This window comes from Erythrobacter sp. NFXS35, from assembly GCF_040148725.1.
Classification (GTDB): domain Bacteria; phylum Pseudomonadota; class Alphaproteobacteria; order Sphingomonadales; family Sphingomonadaceae; genus Erythrobacter.
The window spans coordinates 253633-272470 of the sequence record NZ_JAGDEB010000003.1; the positions used below are offsets into that span (position 1 = coordinate 253633).

Annotated in this window: 15 protein-coding genes and 1 tRNA gene; 6 read left to right on the top strand and 10 right to left on the bottom strand. The window is 60.0% G+C overall.

Annotation, left to right across the window (positions count from 1 at the left end):
• Window positions 1–201 precede the first annotated feature (201 nt).
• The gene (locus J3454_RS12760) at window positions 202–1143 is read left to right on the top strand and encodes a M48 family metallopeptidase (protein WP_349514154.1); all 942 of its coding nucleotides are present in this window, start codon (window positions 202–204) and stop codon (window positions 1141–1143) included.
• On the opposite strand, the gene J3454_RS12765 is transcribed toward J3454_RS12760, so the two are convergent.
• Together J3454_RS12765 and J3454_RS12770 are read right to left on the bottom strand one after the other, a co-directional pair.
• The gene (locus J3454_RS12765; protein ID WP_349514155.1) at window positions 1140–2147 is read right to left on the bottom strand and encodes a cell wall hydrolase; all 1008 of its coding nucleotides are present in this window, start codon (window positions 2145–2147) and stop codon (window positions 1140–1142) included. The two genes, J3454_RS12760 and J3454_RS12765, sit on opposite strands and share 4 nt — an antisense overlap.
• 192 nt (window positions 2148–2339) lie before the next feature.
• On the bottom strand, window positions 2340–4778 hold the full coding sequence (locus J3454_RS12770) for a cadherin repeat domain-containing protein (protein ID WP_349514156.1): 2439 nt from the start codon (window positions 4776–4778) through the stop codon (window positions 2340–2342).
• Window positions 4779–5259: 481 nt separating this feature from the next.
• Between J3454_RS12770 and J3454_RS12775 the strand changes: the two genes are divergently transcribed.
• The 4 genes from J3454_RS12775 (at window position 5260) to J3454_RS12790 (ending at window position 10529) form a co-directional block, all read left to right on the top strand.
• Entirely contained in the window at window positions 5260–6534 is a 1275-nt protein-coding gene (locus J3454_RS12775) for a TolC family protein (protein WP_349514157.1), read from the top strand.
• 253 nt (window positions 6535–6787) lie between these two features.
• Entirely contained in the window at window positions 6788–8731 is a 1944-nt protein-coding gene (locus J3454_RS12780) for an ATP-binding cassette domain-containing protein (RefSeq protein WP_349514158.1), read from the top strand.
• Complete coding sequence (locus tag J3454_RS12785; RefSeq protein ID WP_349514159.1) at window positions 8728–9870, top strand: beta-barrel domain-containing protein; 1143 nt, start codon at window positions 8728–8730, stop codon at window positions 9868–9870. Before J3454_RS12780 ends, J3454_RS12785 begins: the two co-directional genes overlap by 4 nt.
• Window positions 9871–9977: 107 nt before the next feature.
• Complete coding sequence (locus J3454_RS12790) at window positions 9978–10529, top strand: CC0125/CC1285 family lipoprotein (RefSeq protein WP_349514160.1); 552 nt, start codon at window positions 9978–9980, stop codon at window positions 10527–10529.
• 335 nt (window positions 10530–10864) lie between these two features.
• Here the strand turns inward: J3454_RS12790 and J3454_RS12795 are convergent, their stop codons facing one another.
• Window positions 10865–11161, bottom strand: a complete 297-nt coding sequence (locus J3454_RS12795; protein ID WP_349514161.1) for a hypothetical protein — start codon at window positions 11159–11161, stop codon at window positions 10865–10867.
• Between the two features lie 684 nt (window positions 11162–11845).
• Between J3454_RS12795 and J3454_RS12800 the strand changes: the two genes are divergently transcribed.
• Entirely contained in the window at window positions 11846–12556 is a 711-nt protein-coding gene (locus J3454_RS12800) for an ankyrin repeat domain-containing protein (protein WP_349514162.1), read from the top strand.
• Window positions 12557–12867: 311 nt separating this feature from the next.
• Here the strand turns inward: J3454_RS12800 and J3454_RS12805 are convergent, their stop codons facing one another.
• From J3454_RS12805 to J3454_RS12835, 7 genes are all read right to left on the bottom strand, one after another.
• Window positions 12868–14343 carry an amidohydrolase family protein gene (locus tag J3454_RS12805; protein WP_349514163.1) on the bottom strand — a complete coding sequence of 492 codons (1476 nt, stop codon included), beginning with the start codon at window positions 14341–14343 and terminating at the stop codon, window positions 12868–12870.
• On the bottom strand, window positions 14340–14759 hold the full coding sequence (locus J3454_RS12810) for a winged helix-turn-helix transcriptional regulator (RefSeq protein ID WP_349514164.1): 420 nt from the start codon (window positions 14757–14759) through the stop codon (window positions 14340–14342). The genes J3454_RS12805 and J3454_RS12810 overlap by 4 nt, the downstream gene beginning before the upstream one ends.
• A gap of 534 nt (window positions 14760–15293) precedes the next feature.
• A tRNA-Met gene (locus tag J3454_RS12815) sits at window positions 15294–15370 on the bottom strand.
• A 124-nt stretch (window positions 15371–15494) separates the two neighbouring features.
• Window positions 15495–16025 carry a 2'-5' RNA ligase family protein gene (locus J3454_RS12820; RefSeq protein WP_349514165.1) on the bottom strand — a complete coding sequence of 177 codons (531 nt, stop codon included), beginning with the start codon at window positions 16023–16025 and terminating at the stop codon, window positions 15495–15497.
• A gap of 38 nt (window positions 16026–16063) precedes the next feature.
• Window positions 16064–17029, bottom strand: a complete 966-nt coding sequence (mltG, locus tag J3454_RS12825; RefSeq protein WP_349514166.1) for an endolytic transglycosylase MltG — start codon at window positions 17027–17029, stop codon at window positions 16064–16066.
• Between the two features lie 4 nt (window positions 17030–17033).
• The gene (fabF, locus tag J3454_RS12830; RefSeq protein ID WP_349514167.1) at window positions 17034–18293 is read right to left on the bottom strand and encodes a beta-ketoacyl-ACP synthase II; all 1260 of its coding nucleotides are present in this window, start codon (window positions 18291–18293) and stop codon (window positions 17034–17036) included.
• 213 nt (window positions 18294–18506) lie between these two features.
• Complete coding sequence (locus J3454_RS12835; protein ID WP_017666217.1) at window positions 18507–18743, bottom strand: acyl carrier protein; 237 nt, start codon at window positions 18741–18743, stop codon at window positions 18507–18509.
• Between the last annotated feature and the right edge of the window lie 95 nt (window positions 18744–18838).

The window sequence follows — 18838 nt, forward strand, 5'->3', positions numbered from 1 at the left end:
AGCCTGTCTAGACACTCACTCTGACGCCAGCATGAGATGAACGTTAAATCCGATTCATGATAGTGCGGAAGTCTTTGCCGGGACGGAAAGTGACGAAGCCGAGGCAGCGGCTGATCGATTCCGTGCTCATCGTTAATTCTCGCTGCCAAGCCACTTGGCGCTGCAAGGCCCGCGAAGTGATTGAACCGAGGAATTCCGAAGATGCTGAGCTTGCTGCTGGTTACCCTCGTTTTAACTTCGGCCAACACTTCGGCCAACACTTCGGCCGGCGCGGCTGAGGCCCCGGATCTTGCTCTCCGCGGAATTGCTGTCTTGGACCGGGAGGTCGAAACTCTCGGTCACCGCCTCGCCGTTCGCAATGCGGAAATCTGTGACCAAAAGGCATACCACCCGGGCTTCAGCCTTCACCACTTGTCCCAGTACAGCGAAAAATACCGTCAGACGGCGAGTGCAATCTTCGGCCTCGCGCTTGAACCGCGCGTGCTCGCCACCGCACGCGGAGGCCCGGCCGAAGCCGCTGGGTTGAAGCCCGGCGACGCTGTGCTGGCGGTTGATGGTAGAGCCTTCTCAACGGCGGATTTCGGAGCTGATAAAACCGCCGCCGTGCTTGCGACGATTCACGCAAAACTGGATGAAGCCTTCGCCGATGGTCGCGCCGAAGTCCGGGTGGAGCGCGACGGCCGCAACCTTTCCTTCTACATCGATGCGGAACCGGGTTGCGCCACGCGGTTCTATCTTGAGCCGTCCTCCACTCCGAATGCCTGGTCGGATGGATCCAACGTTGTCGTCACCTCTTCGGTCGCAGCGTTCGCTGACGACGATTCTGAATTGGCAGCGGTGCTCGCGCACGAGCTCGCGCACAGTGTGCTAGGGCACAAAGCTCGGCTGGACGAAGCGGGGCGATCGCGTTCTAACGTGCGGGAATCCGAACTGGAGGCCGATCGCCTCAGCATCCACCTGCTGCGGCAGGCGGGCTTCGATCCACAAGGCGCCATCCGGTTTTGGAAGAGATTGGGACCGAAGCGCTTCAGGCTTTTCTCCGGTTCGGATCACCCTCCCTGGCGCCAGCGTGTTGAGGCGATCAAGACAGAGATCACCAATCTGGAAGCTGGCGAGCGTTTCCGGAAACGTGGTCCGAATTAGCGCTTCAGCGGGCCGACAGCAGCACCGGCCGCCAATATCGTGGCTTCGAGCTTGGGATCGGAATGCCAGCCACTACCGTGCGCGGTTTGTACTTCGCGATATTTTAGCAGCCCGAAGGTATCGAGTTGCTCGGCGTTCCTTTCATCAGGCAGATCGGCCAAAGCAACGCCCGACGCAGCAGGTGTGATTATTACCGTTTCTCCCTCCAAGGCAGCTGGCTCCGGGCCGGGCGACCATTCCTTTCCGGCGTATGATGCAGCAAAAGCGCGCGGCATGCCGGGCGCTCCTCGAAAACGATAAAAGACGTGCTTTCCGATCATGGCTGTCCTTTGCATTTCCAAACGCCAGCCCGGAGCGACGTAATCGGCGTGGTAATGGGTCGAGTATCCGACCGGCGCGAAGACTTCGCCAGCCAGCATTCCGCGGGCAATCCGCTTCGCCTTCTGCCACAGGCCTGGCAAAGGTCCCCGCGCCGTCGAGCCATCGCAAGTGAACGTAAATTGACAGCCTGTCCGGCGGTTCGCGCCTTGGTAAACGACGCCGCATATACTGTTGGGATAGGCTGTATGCCTGACCCGGTTAAGGACCACCTGAGCCACCGCGCGCTGGCCAGCTTCGCCTTCCAAAGCGGCCTCATAATAGAGGGCCGAGGTCAGGCACTCGATGGAGCGGCGGTGCGAGACTTCATCGCTGAAGACCGCATCGAAAGGCGGCGCGGCAGGACCGGATAGCGTCGCAGCGTGTATTGCCCAGTCCGCTGCTTCGGGAGCGCCGGTCCCTGCCGACCCTCCATCCCCGCTGGCAGTCCCAGCCATCGAGGTGGTCGTCGACCGAATTGAACCCGAAGCAACCTCGGTCGCCAAAAGTCTGTTCACCTGCAGCCCCGCAATCGCCATCGAGACGCAGCTGAACAGCGCGGCGACAAATACGAAGCGCGGCCGCCGCGACACCGCGGCGAGATGCCGATACCAACTCGCTCCACTGCTTAAGGTGCGATCAGGCATAGCCGATCGCATGGTGCATAATCTTCCATATAATGCTGAGCATATTCACCTACAGGCGCATCGCCGGGCGCTTTGGTCTTCGCCTTGCCCGAGCATGGTTCGGGAGAGTAGCGGGAGAAAGCCCCCAATCCGGAAGAATTGGGGGCTCCACCGCGCCGGCACGTGTTTCGCGGCCGACAAGATTGTTCGATGTCAGGCTGCAACGCCCATGGTGTCGACGATCTGGGTTTGCGAGAAGAAGTCGAAACCAAGAGCGGCTTCGGCCGTAGCTTCGTCCACAATCGCCGCCGGATTGGCGACACCCGAAAGCACGTCTTCAAGCACAATGCTGCTGAGTTCCCCATCGGCCAGTGACTGGATTACGAGATCGTCACCAGTTGCGGCGAAGTCCACGACAGCCTCGCCGGTAACTTCGATCCGGTCATCGGTACCGAAACCTGCAATGGAAACCTCGCTTGATGCCGTAGGATCTTCAAGGAACAGAAACCCGCCTCCGGTCGCATCCAGATCGACCACCGGCGTACCTGGATTCAGGTCGGTTGCGGTCTCCAGATCGACTTGCATGTCCGGCGCATCGGTGACGTTGAGGGTGACCGTCTCCGATGTCTGGTTACCGTTCGGGTCGGTCGCGAGGACGGTGAAAGAGGGATTCGCATCCGTCTCGAAATCCAGTTCGGAAACAAGGAAGACCTGTCCGGTCACCGGATCGATAGTGAAGCGTCCGTTGTTCGTATCCTCCAGACTGTACAGCACGCCTTCGGCTTCGGGATCGAGCGCTCTTACCGTGTAAACCAGTGCGCCGATGGCGAGGTCTTCGGGAACGGTCACCTCTTCATCGGTCACAAACAGCGGCGCTTCGTCGCCATCGTCCGGCACGTTCAGGAAGTCATAGCCCAACGCCGCTTCTGCCGTTGCCTCGTCGACGATGGCCTCTGGGTTGGCGACCCCGACGAGGACTTCATCGAGGGTAATCGAGCTGGCAACGGCACCATTGACCATCGATTCGATGATCAGGTCGTTGCCGTCGACCGAAAACTCGAGCTCAGCATCCTGAGTGAGTTCGATGCGGTCGCCGACCTCGAAGTTCGCGATCAGAACCTCGTTCTCGACCGTCGGATCGTCCACGAACAGGACATCCCCATCCGCAGCATCGACATCGACCACGGGAGTGGACGGGTCGCTATCCTCGACGGTGTCCAGATCCACTTCGGGATCATTGGTGACGTTGAGCGTAACCGTCTGCATTCCCTGATTACCCGCAGGATCGGTCGCTACGACCGTGAACGTGTGGCTTTCTGCAGATTCGAAGTCCAGCTCCTGTGCGAGAAGCACCGTGCCAGTCAGCGGATCGATCGTGAACCGGCCGCCGTCAGTATCCTGAAGGCTGTAGATCAAGCCCTCCGCTTCCGGGTCCAGTGCAGCCGCGACATAGACAGCCGATCCCAGCACGATGCCTTCCGCCATGGTCACGTTGTCGTCGGACGTGATGACCGGAGCCTGATTCTCGGCGCTGATCTCGTTGATGACGACGATCGACTGGCGCGTTTCGTTGCCTTCGGGGTCCGCAGCGACCAGAGTCACGTTATAGACCCCCTGGTCAAGATTTGCGCCATCCGCGAACACGACCTCGCCATCCGCATTGACCGTGAAATCATCGGCATCGTTGCCTTCGAGCGTCAGCGTGATTTCGCCGCCTTCAGGGTCGATCACTATCGGATCGATGACTAGGTCGCCCTCGGCTGCATCTTCCAGAACGATGGCTTCAGGGTCGATCGTGAAGACCGGAGCTTCATTCACGTCGGTGACTGTAAGGGTCACTTCCTGAGTGTCCTGGTTGCCTTCGGGGTCCGTGGCGACGACGGTGAAGTCGTACCCTTGCAGCGTTTCGAAGTCTGCGGGTTCGTTGAGCACGACTTCGCCAGTCTCGGCGTCGATCGTGAACAGATCGGCGTCATCGCCTTCAAGGCTGAAGGTGATCGTAGCGCTGTCAGCATCGGTAGCGGTCGCTGTGTACACGACCGTTCCCACTTCGATGTCCTCAGCGAATTCTGCAGTCGCCGGCGAAGTGATTACCGGTGCCTGAGGCTCGGGCTCGGGTTCGAATGGTAGATCGTCATCGTCATCGCCGCTCGCTGCAAGAGCAATACCGCCCGCTACGAGAGCAGCGGCCGGAACGAACAATATCGGGTTGAAGCCGTCACCCAGAAGAGCCGATGCCTCGCCGTCCAGTTCGGGCGCCGCACGCGCTCCATCAGCTGCCGCGACAGCCTCCATCATCTCGGCTGTCGGATCGATGGCGAGATCGTCAGGCGCCTGTTCGGTTTCCTCCTCCGCTTTTTCCTCGTCTTCTTCGTCGCGCTCCTTTTCGAAGTCGAGTTTGATCTCGGCTGCAGGCTCAGGGCTCAATGCGGCGTCGCTCGCTAGATCAACCTCGCTCACATCATCGAGAACAGGGGCGGCACCAATGTTTGCTGATGCAAGTTGCGGGCCGGTCGGCCTGACCGACGCAGCGTGCACGCTGCCCTCCGGAACCCCAGCAGTGTCTGCCTTCGCGGTCAGATCAGTGTCGGTCATATGGCTGTCGGGCGGCTCATACTGAACGGTTTCCTGCGGGATTTCGAACTTTTCCATTTTTCATTCCTTCGGAGTCTTGTGGGGCGTGAACACCGGGAGTGCATCTTGGCACCCCTCATGCGGTTTCGTCTCTGGCCCAGAGAAGGGCGCCGCTTCGGGCGCGAGCCGCTTAATCAGCGATCGATCCGCGCTGAAGACACCTGCTTCTTACGAACAACGAAAGAACCGGTCTCCAACTCCAATTTCGAAATTGCCATCGTAACTCATGTTCGGGGCACCCCCTCTCAAGTCCTTACAAGACTGCTCAACAGCTGCCGGAGACCAAGGTTGGTATGCAAACATTAGGCGGACTTACGGGGCTCACACCCGCCAACGCCCTTCGCCATTCTCGTGCGCTTTCGAGCAGTGGTGGAGGATCGGGATAATGTCACAGACCCGAGCAGGTGATGAGGCAGCAATAGGTCGCGCTCTAGGATTTGTGCGGTGTTTGCAGCAAAGCCGCGCGCCCGGATATATAGTCGCGAGCGCAGTGCTTTGTGTGGCATCGCCCTTGTATTGTCGAGCGCAGGAATCTGGCTCGAATGTTTATGGTCCCCCGGCCACGCCCAATGTGGAAGTGCTGCCTGCAGATGACGCTCCGGCGGCAATCCCGGACGGGCTGAGCGTTACCGCCTTCCAAGCAGTCCGCACCTATCCGGAAGTTCGCGCGGCCGAGACCTCGATCCGCGCATCGGCTGCAGACTTGCGAGCGGCAGAATGGCAGCGCTTTCCAAGTGTCTCGGTCGGAGCACGAGCGCAGGATGACCGGCTGGGGCGATTTTCTCCTGAATTACGGGTGCAGCAGCCGCTGTGGGCGGGCGGCAGGATCACTGCCGGAATACAGCGCGCCGAAGCGGTGCGGGCGGCTGCGGAGGCTCAGCTGGACGAAACGATTCAGGATATCGCGCTGAGAACGCTGACGGCGTATTACGATGCTGTGCAGGCGATGCAGCGCGAGGCAATCCTGCGCGCCAGCCTTGCCGAACATCAACGCCTGGTGGAATCTATGGCGCGCCGGGTCCGGCAAAGGGTAAGCCCTCGCTCTGACCTGGAACTGGCGACATCGCGGGCAGCCCAAGTTGAACAGCAGCTCGGCCTTACGGTCGCTCAGCGCTACACCGCGCTTCAACGGCTGGCAGAGCTGACCGGCCGCTCGGATCTGGAGCTAGGTCCGCTACCTGAATATTCCCGGGCCATTCATCATCCGCCAACAGAGGGGGCAGTTCCGCAGGCGCTCGTCTGCGATCCAACGAGGCGTCGGCTGCTAGCCGAAGCCGGCGTGGCGAGAGCAGAAGCCGAGGTTACCGAAGCTTCGATCCTGCCGCAGCTCAGTGCCGAGCTGATGCATGATCGCGATTTCGGAACGCGCTTTGGCTTGGTCGTGAACGCCCAGACCAATGGCGGTCTTGCCCCTTTTGCCGCCGCGGACGGCGCGCGCCTGCGCGAGCAGGCCAGCCAGATTCAGATCACAACAGCCGAACGCCAGCTGCGCGAAGCGGTTGTTCTCGACATCGTCGAAAACACCACTGCGAAAGATACGATTGCGAGCAGCGGCATTGCTGCGCGCTCGGCAAAGGAGGTCACGGAGTCCTTTGTCCGCCAGTTCATCACCGGCCGGCGCACCTGGTTGGACGTCATGAATGCGGTACGCGAAAGCATGACCGCCGAGATGGCGCTGGTGGACGCTCAAAGAACAGCGATGAGCTCTGCCGGAAGGTTGCTTCTGCGAACGTGCGTGTGGCGTCCTGATCTGACGGGGGCCGCCGGTGAGTGAGAAGCTTACAGACCTGGTGGAATCTTTCGCCCGTCGCCGCGGTGTGGCGCTTCCGCCCGATTGGGACAAAGGCGTCGACCCGACCGCGGACGATGGTGACAAGGCCCTTCACCGCCTCGCCGAAAGCGCCGGATGGAAGGAGCCGACCCGGGTTTCTGGCCGACCGCGAGCGAATCAATTTCCTCTGCTGGTTTTCTCGCCGACGCGAGGATGGGGCATCGCGGACCAGTGGGACAGCACAGAAACGCTGAGGGTGGACCGCCTCGGTAGCCATCAACGCTGGAGTTTCGGGCGCGGCGTGCGCTTCTACGAGCTGTCTCTCCCGAGATCGGTCGAACACGACGAAACGCCAAACGCGCTGAGCGTGTTCTGGAGAGCCATCCTGCTGCGCAAAAGGGTGTTCGCCTCCGCGATCGTGGCGACTGTGATCGTCAATCTGGTGACACTCGCCACCTCATTATACGCAATGCAGGTCTATGACCGCGTGATCCCGAGAAGCGGCTATTCCACTCTATGGGTTCTGACAGTGGGCGTGCTGCTCGCGCTGACAATCGATTTCGTGCTCCGCGCTACCCGCGCCGTGATGATCGAGCGCGAAGCCGCACATATCGACGCAGAAGTATCGGAGTTCTTCTTCGCACGGGCGCAGGCGATCCGGCTTGACGCAAGGCCCGGCGGGATCGGCACGATGGCGGCGCAGCTTCGCGGGCTCGAACAGATCCGTTCGCTGCTGAGTTCGGCCTCGATCTTCCTGATTGCCGATCTTCCGTTCGCGATCTTCTTCATCTTCGTAATCGCGAGCATTGCCGGGATGGTCGCACTGGTGCCCGTCATCAGCTTTCCGCTCGCCCTGCTCATCGCCTATATCCTCGCCCGCCTCATCATGAAGGATACCGACAAGGCCCAGATCAGCGGCAACCGGAAGAACGGATTGCTGGTGGAATCGCTCGACGCCGCAGAAACGGTGAAGGCCAATCGCGGCGGATGGCACATGCTTTCCCGCTGGAACGACCTGATGGATGAATTGCAGCTGCACGAGGATCCGGTGAAACGGTGGTCGGCTGCGGCCGGCCCGATTTTCGGCTCGCTGCAGCAGATTGCCTACGTCATGATTATCGCCTTGGGCGCGCTGCAAGTGACCAGGGGCGAAATGACGATCGGCGCGCTGCTCGCTGCCTCGATCATCGCCAGCCGCATCAACGGCCCGCTCGTCAATCAGCTTCCCAGTTTTCTGGTGCAATGGGGGTATGCCCGCTCATCGCTTGCCGCGCTCGATGCGATCCTCGCCCTTCCCATGGATCGTCCGGCGAATGTTGAGGCCTTGCGGCCCGAGACGCTTAAGGGGTCAATCAAACTGGAGGACGTGCAATTTGCCTATCCGGGCGCCCGTTCGGGCATTGACATACCCCGTCTTGAAATCGGCAAAGGTGAACGGGTCGCGATCATCGGCGGCATCGGCTCAGGCAAGTCCACCTTGCTGCGGCTGCTGGCTGGCCTGTACGCGCCGTCCAGAGGCCTGATCACGATCGGCGGACTCGACATTAGCCAGATTGCCGATGAGGTCGTGCGGTGGGAGATCGGCTATCTTCCGCAGGATACCAGAATGCTCAACGGCACCCTGCGCGACAATATTCTGCTTGGCCTACCCGATCCGGGCGACGATGCCGTGATGGCTGTTGCGGAGGATACCGGCCTTTCCTCGATCATTTCCGCTCATCCAATGGGCCTCGACCTGCCGATTTCGGAAGGGGGGCGCGGCCTTTCGGGAGGGCAGCGTACGCTTGCGGGCCTGTCACGCCTGATGCTCGGCAAACCGCGAATTTGGCTGTTGGACGAGCCAACCGCCAACCTTGATCAGCCGACTGAAAAGCGGGTGCTCGGGGCGGTCGAGCAGGCGATCGGGCCGGACAGCACGCTTGTCATCGTTACGCATCGCCTGCAGCTACTCTCGCTGGTCAACCGGGTTATCGTGCTCACCAACGGGAGGATCGCGCTCGACGGAACGCCGCAGGAAGTCATTCGCAAGTTGCAGCCGAAAAAAGCCACTTCCACGCCGCATTCGATCGATAAGAAAGACAAACCGAGCGGACCGGAAGTCAAGGTCCTCGAAAATTCAACGGCGCGCCGCAAATCCAGACATGCCAATCCCGCCAAGCCGGATACGGCCGTCGCGAAGAAGGCCGCGGGTTCGTCGTGATCAAACAGTCGAACCTCATAATCCTCGTTTCCGCGCTGGCCGTCTTGGGATTCCTGGGTTGGTCCATGTGGGCCGAACTGGATCAGATCACGCGCGCGCCTGGCACTGTGATACCAAGCGGACGCGTGCAGATCGTGCAAAGCCCGGAGGGCGGCGTAACCAGCAGAATGCTCGTGCGAGCGGGCGACCGGGTGGAGGAAGGCCAGCTCCTCGTCGTGCTGGACAAGGTCAGTCAGCAGGCCGCAGTCGACGAAAGCCAGGCGAAGGTCGCTGACCTGAGGACGCAGATGGCGCGGATCGAAGCGGAACTCTTCGACCGGCCTCTGAATTTCCCGGCTGTCCTGCGGCAGCAGCAAGAATTCGTCGCAAATCAGGCTGCGCTATATCGTCAAAGGCGAAGAGCGTTGGAAGATGAGCTGGAAAACCTGCGATCCATGCTCGGCCTCGTTCAGCGGGAACTCGAGATGAACCTCCCGCTCGTGGAAAGCGGGGATGTCAGCGAGTCCGAAGTGCTGCGCATGCAGCGGACCGTCGCCGATCTCCAAGGCCAGATCACCAATCGGCGAAACACCTACCTACAGGAGCTGCAGACAGAATACGCCCGGATAGAAGGAGAATTGGCTACCGCCGAACAATCCCTTGCTCAAAGGCGGCAGGCCCTGGAACACACAGAGCTCTATGCCCCGACTGACGGCGTGGTGGTCAACGTTTCATATACCACTATCGGCGCGGTGCTGCAGCCTGGCGACGAGGTGCTGCAGATCGTTCCCACTCGCGATGACCTGATAGTGGAGGCGCGGATTCCGCCATCCGAGATCGCTTCCGTCAGGAAGGGGCAGGAGGCGTCGGTAAAGTTCGACGCCTATGATTCGAGCATTTACGGAGCAGCCGACGGCAAGGTCACCTATGTCAGCGCCGACACTCTTACCGAGGATACCGAGGACGGTCCGGTCAGCTATTACGCTGCCTATGTCGAGGTGAACACTGGACCGATGCGGCCGCGCGAAGCTGGCGAAATCATACAGATCCAACCCGGAATGACTGCCACTGCCGAGATCAAGACCGGCGAAACCACCGTGTTCCGCTATTTGACCAAGCCAATCCTGAAAACCGCCGACGAGGCGCTGGAAGAACGCTAAATGGGAGGGCTTTTCGTCCGCTGTTTGCCTCTGTTCATCCGTTCTGACGGAACTGTCTCCGCATTGCACTGTTTCCGAAAAGAAGCAGCAAATACAGGAGGTTAAATATGTTAACAACTCGCAGCAGTCTAGCCGTCGCAGCGGCCTTCGGCATGGCCGTTGCGCTCGGCGCCTGTGCAACCCCGACACCTTATCAGTCTGCCGAGATGGCCGGGCAACAGTTCGGCTATTCCAGCGAAATGATCCAATCTGATCGCTACCGCGTCAAATTTGAAGGCAACGATGTCACATCGCGCGAGACGGTCGAGCAGTATCTGCTGTATCGGGCCGCTGAACTGACCCGGCAAAAGGGGTATGATGGCTTCTATATCGTGCGCGACCGGACGCAGACCGAAGTCGATATTGACACAGTGCCGACGACCTATCCCGGCTGGGGGCCGACCTGGAACTTCTATGGCGCAGGCTATGGCTGGAACACCTTCGATCCCTACATCGGTACAGCCTTCCCGACGCAGCAGATAATGGCAAGCGACCAGTTCGCCGCTACTGCGGTGATCGAGATGTATCGCGGTCAGCCGCCGATGGGTGCAGAAAACACCTTCAATGCAAGCGCGGTGATGGCACGCCTCGGCGATAGCGTCCAAATGCCGCAGACCTAACCAGATTATGCGCAGGTGGAGGCCTTGATGGCCTCTGCCTACGCCTGTTCACCCACCGCTCGCTTCCGGGAAATGGGAAGCGCGGCCGCGCTAACCGGAAATCATTCGTGTTGAGCTTGCGGCCGCGTCGCCGGCTAGGTTTCAAGGACGGGGCCTCCGGCCAGAAGTCAGCAAGACACCACTCTTGGGGTGGCAAAACTCGTTCTTGCGAGGACCAGTGCCTTTGCCCTGACAAGGCTATTTGATTTGATGGCGAACCATCCTCGGGAAACCGGCCAGCCGCTCTCTATCGACGATATGCGCAAGTCCTTAGTATCGGAGCGTCCCCGGCAGCCTCATTGCGCCAAATCTGTGCTCGTTTCTAGCGTATCGGCGCGATCCTCCGCCCGATCGGCAGCTGCTTCGGCGGCGTCCGCATGGACCTCCGCAAGAGGCGTTCCGTAAATGTCCGCTTCACGCTCGAGGCGATCCACCCGAGCCTCCATCTGGTCCATCCGGTTCTCCCAAATGTCGGCTTCGGCTTCTGTCATGACAGTTCCCCCCTCGGTCACGACCGCTCCTTCTTCATAGGGCTCCTCGCACGCGGAGAGGGTGAGGCCAGCCGCAGCAACAATGATAATCCTCGAATTCATGCCAAACTCCTTTTCCGTCCGATTATACAGTCGCTTGAAAGCAGAATGCTTCGGGCACTTAATGGTGGAATAGGCTGATTGAATTCGCAAATTTCGGAAACAATGCAGTTCAATAAACTAATTACGGATGCGGTTCTGCACGGCGGGATCAAAATGCGAATAGGTCACGGAAATCCTGCGCGGTCGAGATCGGCCAGGAGAAGGAACGGGTGTCGACCAACGAGGGTCGATCGAAAGCGGACATCAATGCAATGCGGACTTAATGACCGCTTTCGGAACGTTGACGACAGACCTGATGATCGGAATGAGGGCGCTATTCTGACCCAGCGCTTTGAAGTTCCTAATGGCAGGTCCTGGTAAGACCGGACACTCGTGGCGATTCTGTTGAAGGACCGGGTCTGGGTCGGTAGCGGTCACGGCTCAGATCGGGCCGCTAATGGCGGCTTTGCCTTGCTTCTGGAAAAATTCCTGCCGTTCAGCAAACGACCCCTTTGCTGACGAGAAGGTGACAGGGCACTTTACGTCGATCAAATGTTTGATGCCTTGCCCTGACAGTTCACCTATTCCTTCGGCGTTGACATATTGGTATGATAATCAACTGAGACAGTTACGCATCACGACCTCGATAAACCGATGCTTGGGCTCACGGTAAAGCTCGATCACACCACACATAGGATTCTGAGAATGAATTCAATGAAGGATTTAATAATCGCCCTCGTAGCACTGGCCGGATGTGGCGGAGTACATACAGTAGGTGGGAAGACGTCTGCAGATGTATTCAGTTCGGGCGCTCAGGTTCAACTGGCCGATACTTCATGCGTCGGAGATAAAGACGCTATATATGAAGCGATAGCTTTAGGGGCAGACGTCAATCACGCAGGCTTTGGCGGAACAACACCTTTAATGTGGGCAATCACATGTCAAAGTGAACGAGGAATCTCGGCGCTACTTAATAAAGGCGCAAACCCTAATAAATACATTGATGGTTCTGTCAACCCGATAGTTATCTCGTCAACGTATGACAATTCGAATTTACTTCGTATTTTACTTGAGGGGGGTGGTGACGCAAATTCTATTGACAAACGCGACGGGCGTCGAGCAGTTGATCTGGCCTTCTTGAAGGGCGTTGAGGACAGTGATTGGACTAATTTTAATCAGTTGATTTCAAAAGGAGCAAGGGTCGATATCGAAGATCAAATGGGATCTACAAGTGTGGAGTACTTTGCGAAGCTAAATAGGTTTGACGTTGTAAACAAAATGCTGATCAATCATAATTATCGTCATAATTTAAAAAAATTGAGGGCTATTGCACACTCTGCGATCATAGATCCAGAAAGTCATTTATTTAAAGAACGAATAAGCACCTTAAGAATATTACACCGAATTTATCAATGAAGTTTCACTCGCAAAATTGATTTCTAGGCCAAGATGGGCGTCATAGTAGCATATACCCCTGCTGGCCCAACGACTCTATACCTTGCCGCACACCTCCAAGCGCAGAGACGAAGCGCGAAGTTCTGCAATGGAGCGGCGGACGATCCGATTGTGAGTTTCAAACGTTACATTAAGGCTTGATTGGCAGCTCTCCACCCACAATGAGCCGTTCGCGAGCGCCTCGGCAAATCCCGAAAGCGGACAGGCTGATATCGCGGCATTGGGACGAAAAGCTGACAAGCAGGAAACGATCCCTTTGCCGTCATAGCGTCTCAATGTTTCCCTTGCCCTCCGAAGTTGCGCGCTGCCTCGTCGACTGTGCGTTGCGCGGCCGAGCGCGCAATCAGACGTAAAGGCCAAGCCTCGTAATGGGCGAGCGAACCTTTCACCGCTTCGTTCAGTTCGCGGCGAGTGTAGAGCCGACCGGTGACCACAACGGCTTCAAGGCTGTCGAGTGCATCGAGCGAGCGGGTCGGGTCGCGAGCAAAGATCAGCAGATCAGCACGCCCACCGATAGAGACTCTGCCGGCGCCATTTCCAAGCGAGGCTCCGGCAACGTTGGTTGCGTAAGCGAGCGCTTGCTCGGGCGCGACGCCAGCGTCGCCGAACAGGCGCAATTCGCGCCAGAACGACCAGCCCGGAGCGGTAAAAGGCTGACCGACGTCGGTCCCGAGATGCAGCACGGCGCCGCCATCTGACAGCTGTTTGACAAGACGCTGCTTTAGTCGGAGCGCCTGCCCGGCCTGATCGAACCGAACACCATTTATGCCGCGATAGACTGGAAGGCCTGTGCGCGCGTTCCACACCACCTCGGCGAAGAAGGTCGGCAACAGCGAACTAGAAAGCCGCGCTGAGGCGGTAGGATCGGCGAGCCGCCCGAAGCCTTCGAGAGTGGCAATGGTCGGCGTGTTGCGGATGCCGCTGGCAAGAACATGTGCCTTAATTGCTTCAAGGCGCGCCTCGTCCACTCGGGTCCAATCACCATTCCGGTAGGTGACATCATGACCGTGGAGCCCGGATGGATCTGGCACACCGAAGAAGTGCTGAACATCAGGCACGCCTGCCTTTTCAAATGTAAGGTCGACTGGCACGTGACCGATAACCTGGAGGCCGCGCGCATCTGCGGCCCGGACCAGCGCGGCAATCAGGACAGGATTGAGGCCCTCATAAGCCTTGACGCAGCCATGGTCGCCAGCAGCGATGCGCGCGACTGCGCGCTCGGCGTCTGCGGGTGTTTCGATCAGAAGGCTGTTCGGCCACACCTTTCCCCCGCGGGAGACAAAGGGCCCGCAGGAAATGAGATGTGGAAACGGCGCTTGGGCCGCGATCAACTCCCGGGCCGCGACGTCCGCAGTCCCGTCGATATCGCCAGCGGTACGGATCGTGGTGACGCCGTGGGCCAGATGGAGAAGTCCGTAATGCTGGGTCAGCTTGAGCAGGTTGTCGCCCGGTAGGTGGGTGTGCATGTCAATGAAGCCGGGCAACACGAAACGGCCGCGATACTGCTCCAGCACCGGAAGATCGCTGCCGGCACCAGCATCCCTCGCAAAGATCCCGCCCTGGACCACAATTCGGGTATCGCTGCTGCGATCCTGCATCGGGTTGATGATCGTCACGCCGTCAAGAACAAAGCCCTGGTGCGCGGGGGCAGGCGGTGCCGGCACGCGAAACACGACCAGCCACACCACCCCAACTGCGAAGCACAACACCGTCAGCACGGCCAGCGCCCGCCTTGCCCAGCGCGTCACGCGCCTGTTTCCCCCGCAGGGCGCAATTCCGCCCGCTCGAAGGGGACGGCCGCACCATGTGCGTCTACAAGACCAATACGCAGACGCTCGCCAGAGTCGGCATGGACCAATCGGGTGGGCGGATCATCAAGTCGCAACACTGCGTCTCCCCATTCCTTCATGGCCAACAACATCGGCAACAGTCCGATGCCAGCCTCGGTCAAGTGGTAGGCGGCGCGGGCGCGCTCGCTTTCAAGCTTGTAGTGCGCTCGCTTCAGCACCCCGGCCTCGACCAATGCGGTCAGCCGCTTATCGAGCGTTGCTGGCGGGAGGCCCAAATCGGCGCGGATATCAGCGAAGCAGGTGACGCCATAAAACACCTCACGCAGCACCAACAGCGTCCAGCGGTCGCCAAAAAGGCGCGCGGTCATGGCCATGCCGCAGTCGGCGGGGGCGACCGGCGCACGCAGGCGCGGGGGTGGGCTCGAGTCAAACTTCATTTTCTGAACTTAGGTGTGCAACAGAGCTCAAGTCAAGCCGTGCGTTAAGGGCAGGTCTGTCGTGCAGATGATCTATGCTGGATGTGCGGCGATGACTCTGTCGGTCATGGGCAGAAATCCACCCAGTTGCAGTCAATAGCGGGGTCAGCGTTCGACTCCGAAAGCCGTATGGCGGCTTTGTGCGGAAGCAGACATTTATCCTGATGATCGGGAGCAGACTGAGTCTGGATCGCGAGGTGCCGTTGCTGATTGGCTGATCCAACGGCACCGCAGCGCAACGAAAAATCTGAATCTGGTCAGCGAGGGAGTTCCCGGCTTGTTGGGGAGCGAGCTCCTGCCCGATCGGAGCATGGTCCGATGGGGGATCAAGAAAGACCACTACATCCCGCCCAAAGTGTGGGACCGGATGTGGCGCCAACTTTCACAGACAGCCAATTAATTGTTTAAAGTCATTAGGATAAATGACTTGACTGGTAGCGGAGGAGGGACTCGAACCCCCGACACGCGGATTATGATTCCGCTGCTCTAACCGGCTGAGCTACTCCGCCCCATGGGCTTCCGGCGCAATTTTCAGCCGGAATCGCGCAGCGGAGACCGCCGTGCGAGGCGCGCGTTTAGGGCGCTGTTCTGGCCGGGTCAAGCCCCGTTGCGGCCCAGATCGCGGCGCCCCGATCACAGCTGCTGGCGGCCGCGAAATGCGCAGGTCTTGATCTTCAGCCACGGCCCGCCCTGATACAGGTGAAGCTCCAGCGCGGGAAAAGCGAAACGCCCCTTGGCGATCCACGGCGTCAACGCCGAGGCGAGGCTGGACTGGAGCGCGCGTGCGTCTTCCTTCGTCACCTTATTCTGGATCGTGATGTGCGGACGCGGCTCGTGGAGGTCCTGCGCCGTCAAGCTACCGTGGAAATGCTCCGCGATCATGGCACGCACATGCAACAGTTGCGGCGCTTCGAGCGCGATTGCGGTGCCCTTGCCCAGATCCATTACCCCCTTCACCGCGCCCTCTGGCGCAGCGAACTCGCCGGCGATGCGTGGCACGAAGTCGCGCAGTTCATCAAGCAGCGAGGGCGCGAAGGCATGAAACAGCGTCACATGGGCGTGAAGGTGGTTCTTGTCGGCCGGAAAATGAGCGCGGCGCAGCCCCTCGGCGAAGCCCTGGAGATCGGCCGGCAATGCGGCGGTGAGGATGAAAGGTTGCGGCATGATGTTTTTGGTCACGTGGCCGAACGCCGCGCTCCGGGCTACATTTCGCCGCGTTCGCGACGGATCGCATACCACTTGGCGACGTTGGCGTTGTGCTGCTCCAGCGTATCGGCAAACCAGTGCCCACCGGTGCCGTCGGCGACCATGAACAGCGCGCTGGTCTTGGCCGGGTCGAGCACCGCGGCGATGCTTTCGCGCCCCGGATTGGTGATCGGCCCTTCGGGCAAGCCGACGCGGGTATAGGTATTGTAGCCGTTGACCGCCGAGATTTCCGACTGGCGAATGCGGCGGCCCAGCGGCTTGCCCTTGGTGATCGGGTAGATGATCGTCGGATCGGCCTGCAGCAGCATCCCCGTCTTGACCCGGTTGGAATACAGCCCGGCAACCATCCGGCGTTCTTCGGGCTTGCCGGTTTCCTTTTCGACGATCGACGCAAGGATCAGCGCATCGCGCATCGTATCCACCGCGATGTCGGGCGCGCGCCCGGCCCATTCTTCTGCCAACGCAGTGTCCATCGCTGCCTGCATCCGTTCGACGAGGGCTTCACGCGACTGCCCACGTTCGAAGTCGTAGGTATCGGGCAGGATCGACCCTTCGGGAGGAACTGGCACTTCGCCGCTCAGCAATTCCTCGGCCATCAGCCGTTCCCACACGAGGATCGACGGCATCCCTTCGGGGATGGTGACGAACCGCCGGATCACGTCGCCTGACTGAAAGGCGGAGAGAATATCGCCCTGGCTCATGCCCGGAGCAAGCAGGAATTCGCCCGCCTGGATCGGCGCATCGGAACCAAAGATGCGCGCCTGCAGCACAAAACCGGAGGCGGACGACACCAGCCCCTCGGCCTCGAGCTTTTCCGCCACCGCGCTGACCGAAGCGCCTGCGGGAATGGTGAAGCTGGTCTCCTGCGTCACTGTCGCCGAGCCCATCAGGCTCCACGCAAAGACCAGTGCCGCCAATGTCAGCGCGATGAGGCCCAGCAGAGCAAGGCGCGCGCGCGTCATCGGGTCAGTCGATCTTCTGCATGATGATCGAGGCGTTGGTGCCGCCGAACCCGAAGCTGTTGTTCAGCACGGCGCGCACTTCGCGCTTCTTTGCTACCAGCGGGACGAGATCGATGCCCTCTGTGCCCTCGTCCGGATCGTTGAGGTTGAGCGTCGGCGGCACGATCTGGTCGCGCATTGCCAGAATGCAGAAGATCGCTTCCACCGCGCCCGCGCCGCCCAGCAGGTGGCCAATTGCGGACTTGGTCGAGGACATTGACGCGCCGCCCAGATCCTCGCCCAGCACGCGCTTGATCGCGGCGAGTTCGATAGTGTCGGCCATGGTCGAAGTGCCGTGGGCGTTGATGTAATCGATATCGCCTGCACCAAGCCCCGCCTTCTTCAGCGCCATGCGCATGGCGAGTTCCGCACCGCGACCTTCGGGGTGCGGAGCGGTGACGTGATAGGCATCGCCCGACAGGCCATAGCCGGTCACTTCGGCGTAGATTTTCGCACCGCGTGCCTTGGCGCGTTCGTATTCCTCCAGCACCAGCACGCCCGCGCCCTCGCCCATGACGAAGCCGTCGCGGCCCTTGTCATAGGGGCGGCTGGCTTCGGTCGGCCGGTCGTTCATGCTCATATTGAGCGCACGGGCCTGTGCAAAGCCCGCAATGCCGAGCGGGTTGATGGTACCTTCCGCCCCGCCCGCCAGCATCACGTCGGCATCGTCTGCCGCGATCATGCGAGCCGCGTCGCCGATCGAATGCGCGCCGGTGGAACACGCGGTAACGACCGCGTGATTCGGCCCCATGAAGCCGTATTTGATCTGCACCTGTCCGGTGATGAGGTTGATCAGGCGACCGTGGACGAAATGCGGGCTGACCCGGCTCGGCCCACGTTCATGCAGATTGACACTTTCCAGCTCGATCCCCGGCAGGCCGCCGATGCCCGATCCGATCGAGCATCCGGTGCGTTCCTTCTCGGCCTGCGTCATGTCGGTCAGGCCGGCATCTTCCAGCGCCTGCCCGGCGGCGTCGATGCCGAAGATGATGAACGGATCGACCTGCCGCTGAACCTTGTGATCCACCCGCTTGTCAGGATCGAAACCCCAGGGATGATCCTTGTCCTTCACCTCGCAGGCGATGGTGCATTTCTGGTTCGAGGCGTCGAAACGGGTGATCTGCCCCGCCCCGCTTTCGCCCGCGATCAGGTTTGCCCACGTCGTTTCGACATCGCCCCCGAGCGGGGTGACAAGGCCTAGCCCGGTTACAACCACACGGCGCATTCAGGTTCTCCGAAAGAAAATGGATTGGCTCCGAAAGAGCAACAGGCTCAACCCGTAAAGGGCTGAGCCTGTGTAAGCCCTGATCGGCGTGTCCGCAAACCGATTGCCGGACAATGGCCCCACCTGCGTGCAAACAGGTGGTCGGCAAGCGCGGTCACAGGGTTGACCCTGCAGGCACTCGTCCCGGGAAAACCGGGACTTGGCCTGCAAGACTTAGCCCTTGTGTTCTTCGATGTACTTCGTGGCGTCACCAACGGTGGTGATCTTTTCGGCCGCATCGTCAGGGATTTCGACACCGAATTCCTCTTCGAAAGCCATCACCAGTTCGACGATGTCGAGGCTGTCGGCACCAAGATCGTCGATGAAGCTCGCATCCTGGGTGACCTTGTCAGCCTCGACGCCGAGATGCTCGACGACAATCTTTGCTACCCGGTCGGCAGTATCGCTCATGATATTCCCTCTTGAACTGGGGTTTGGAAAACTCCCCTTCGCCCTAATGAAGGGCGCTGGCAAGCGCAAGTGGGCAAGAGGAGTGCCGCACACAG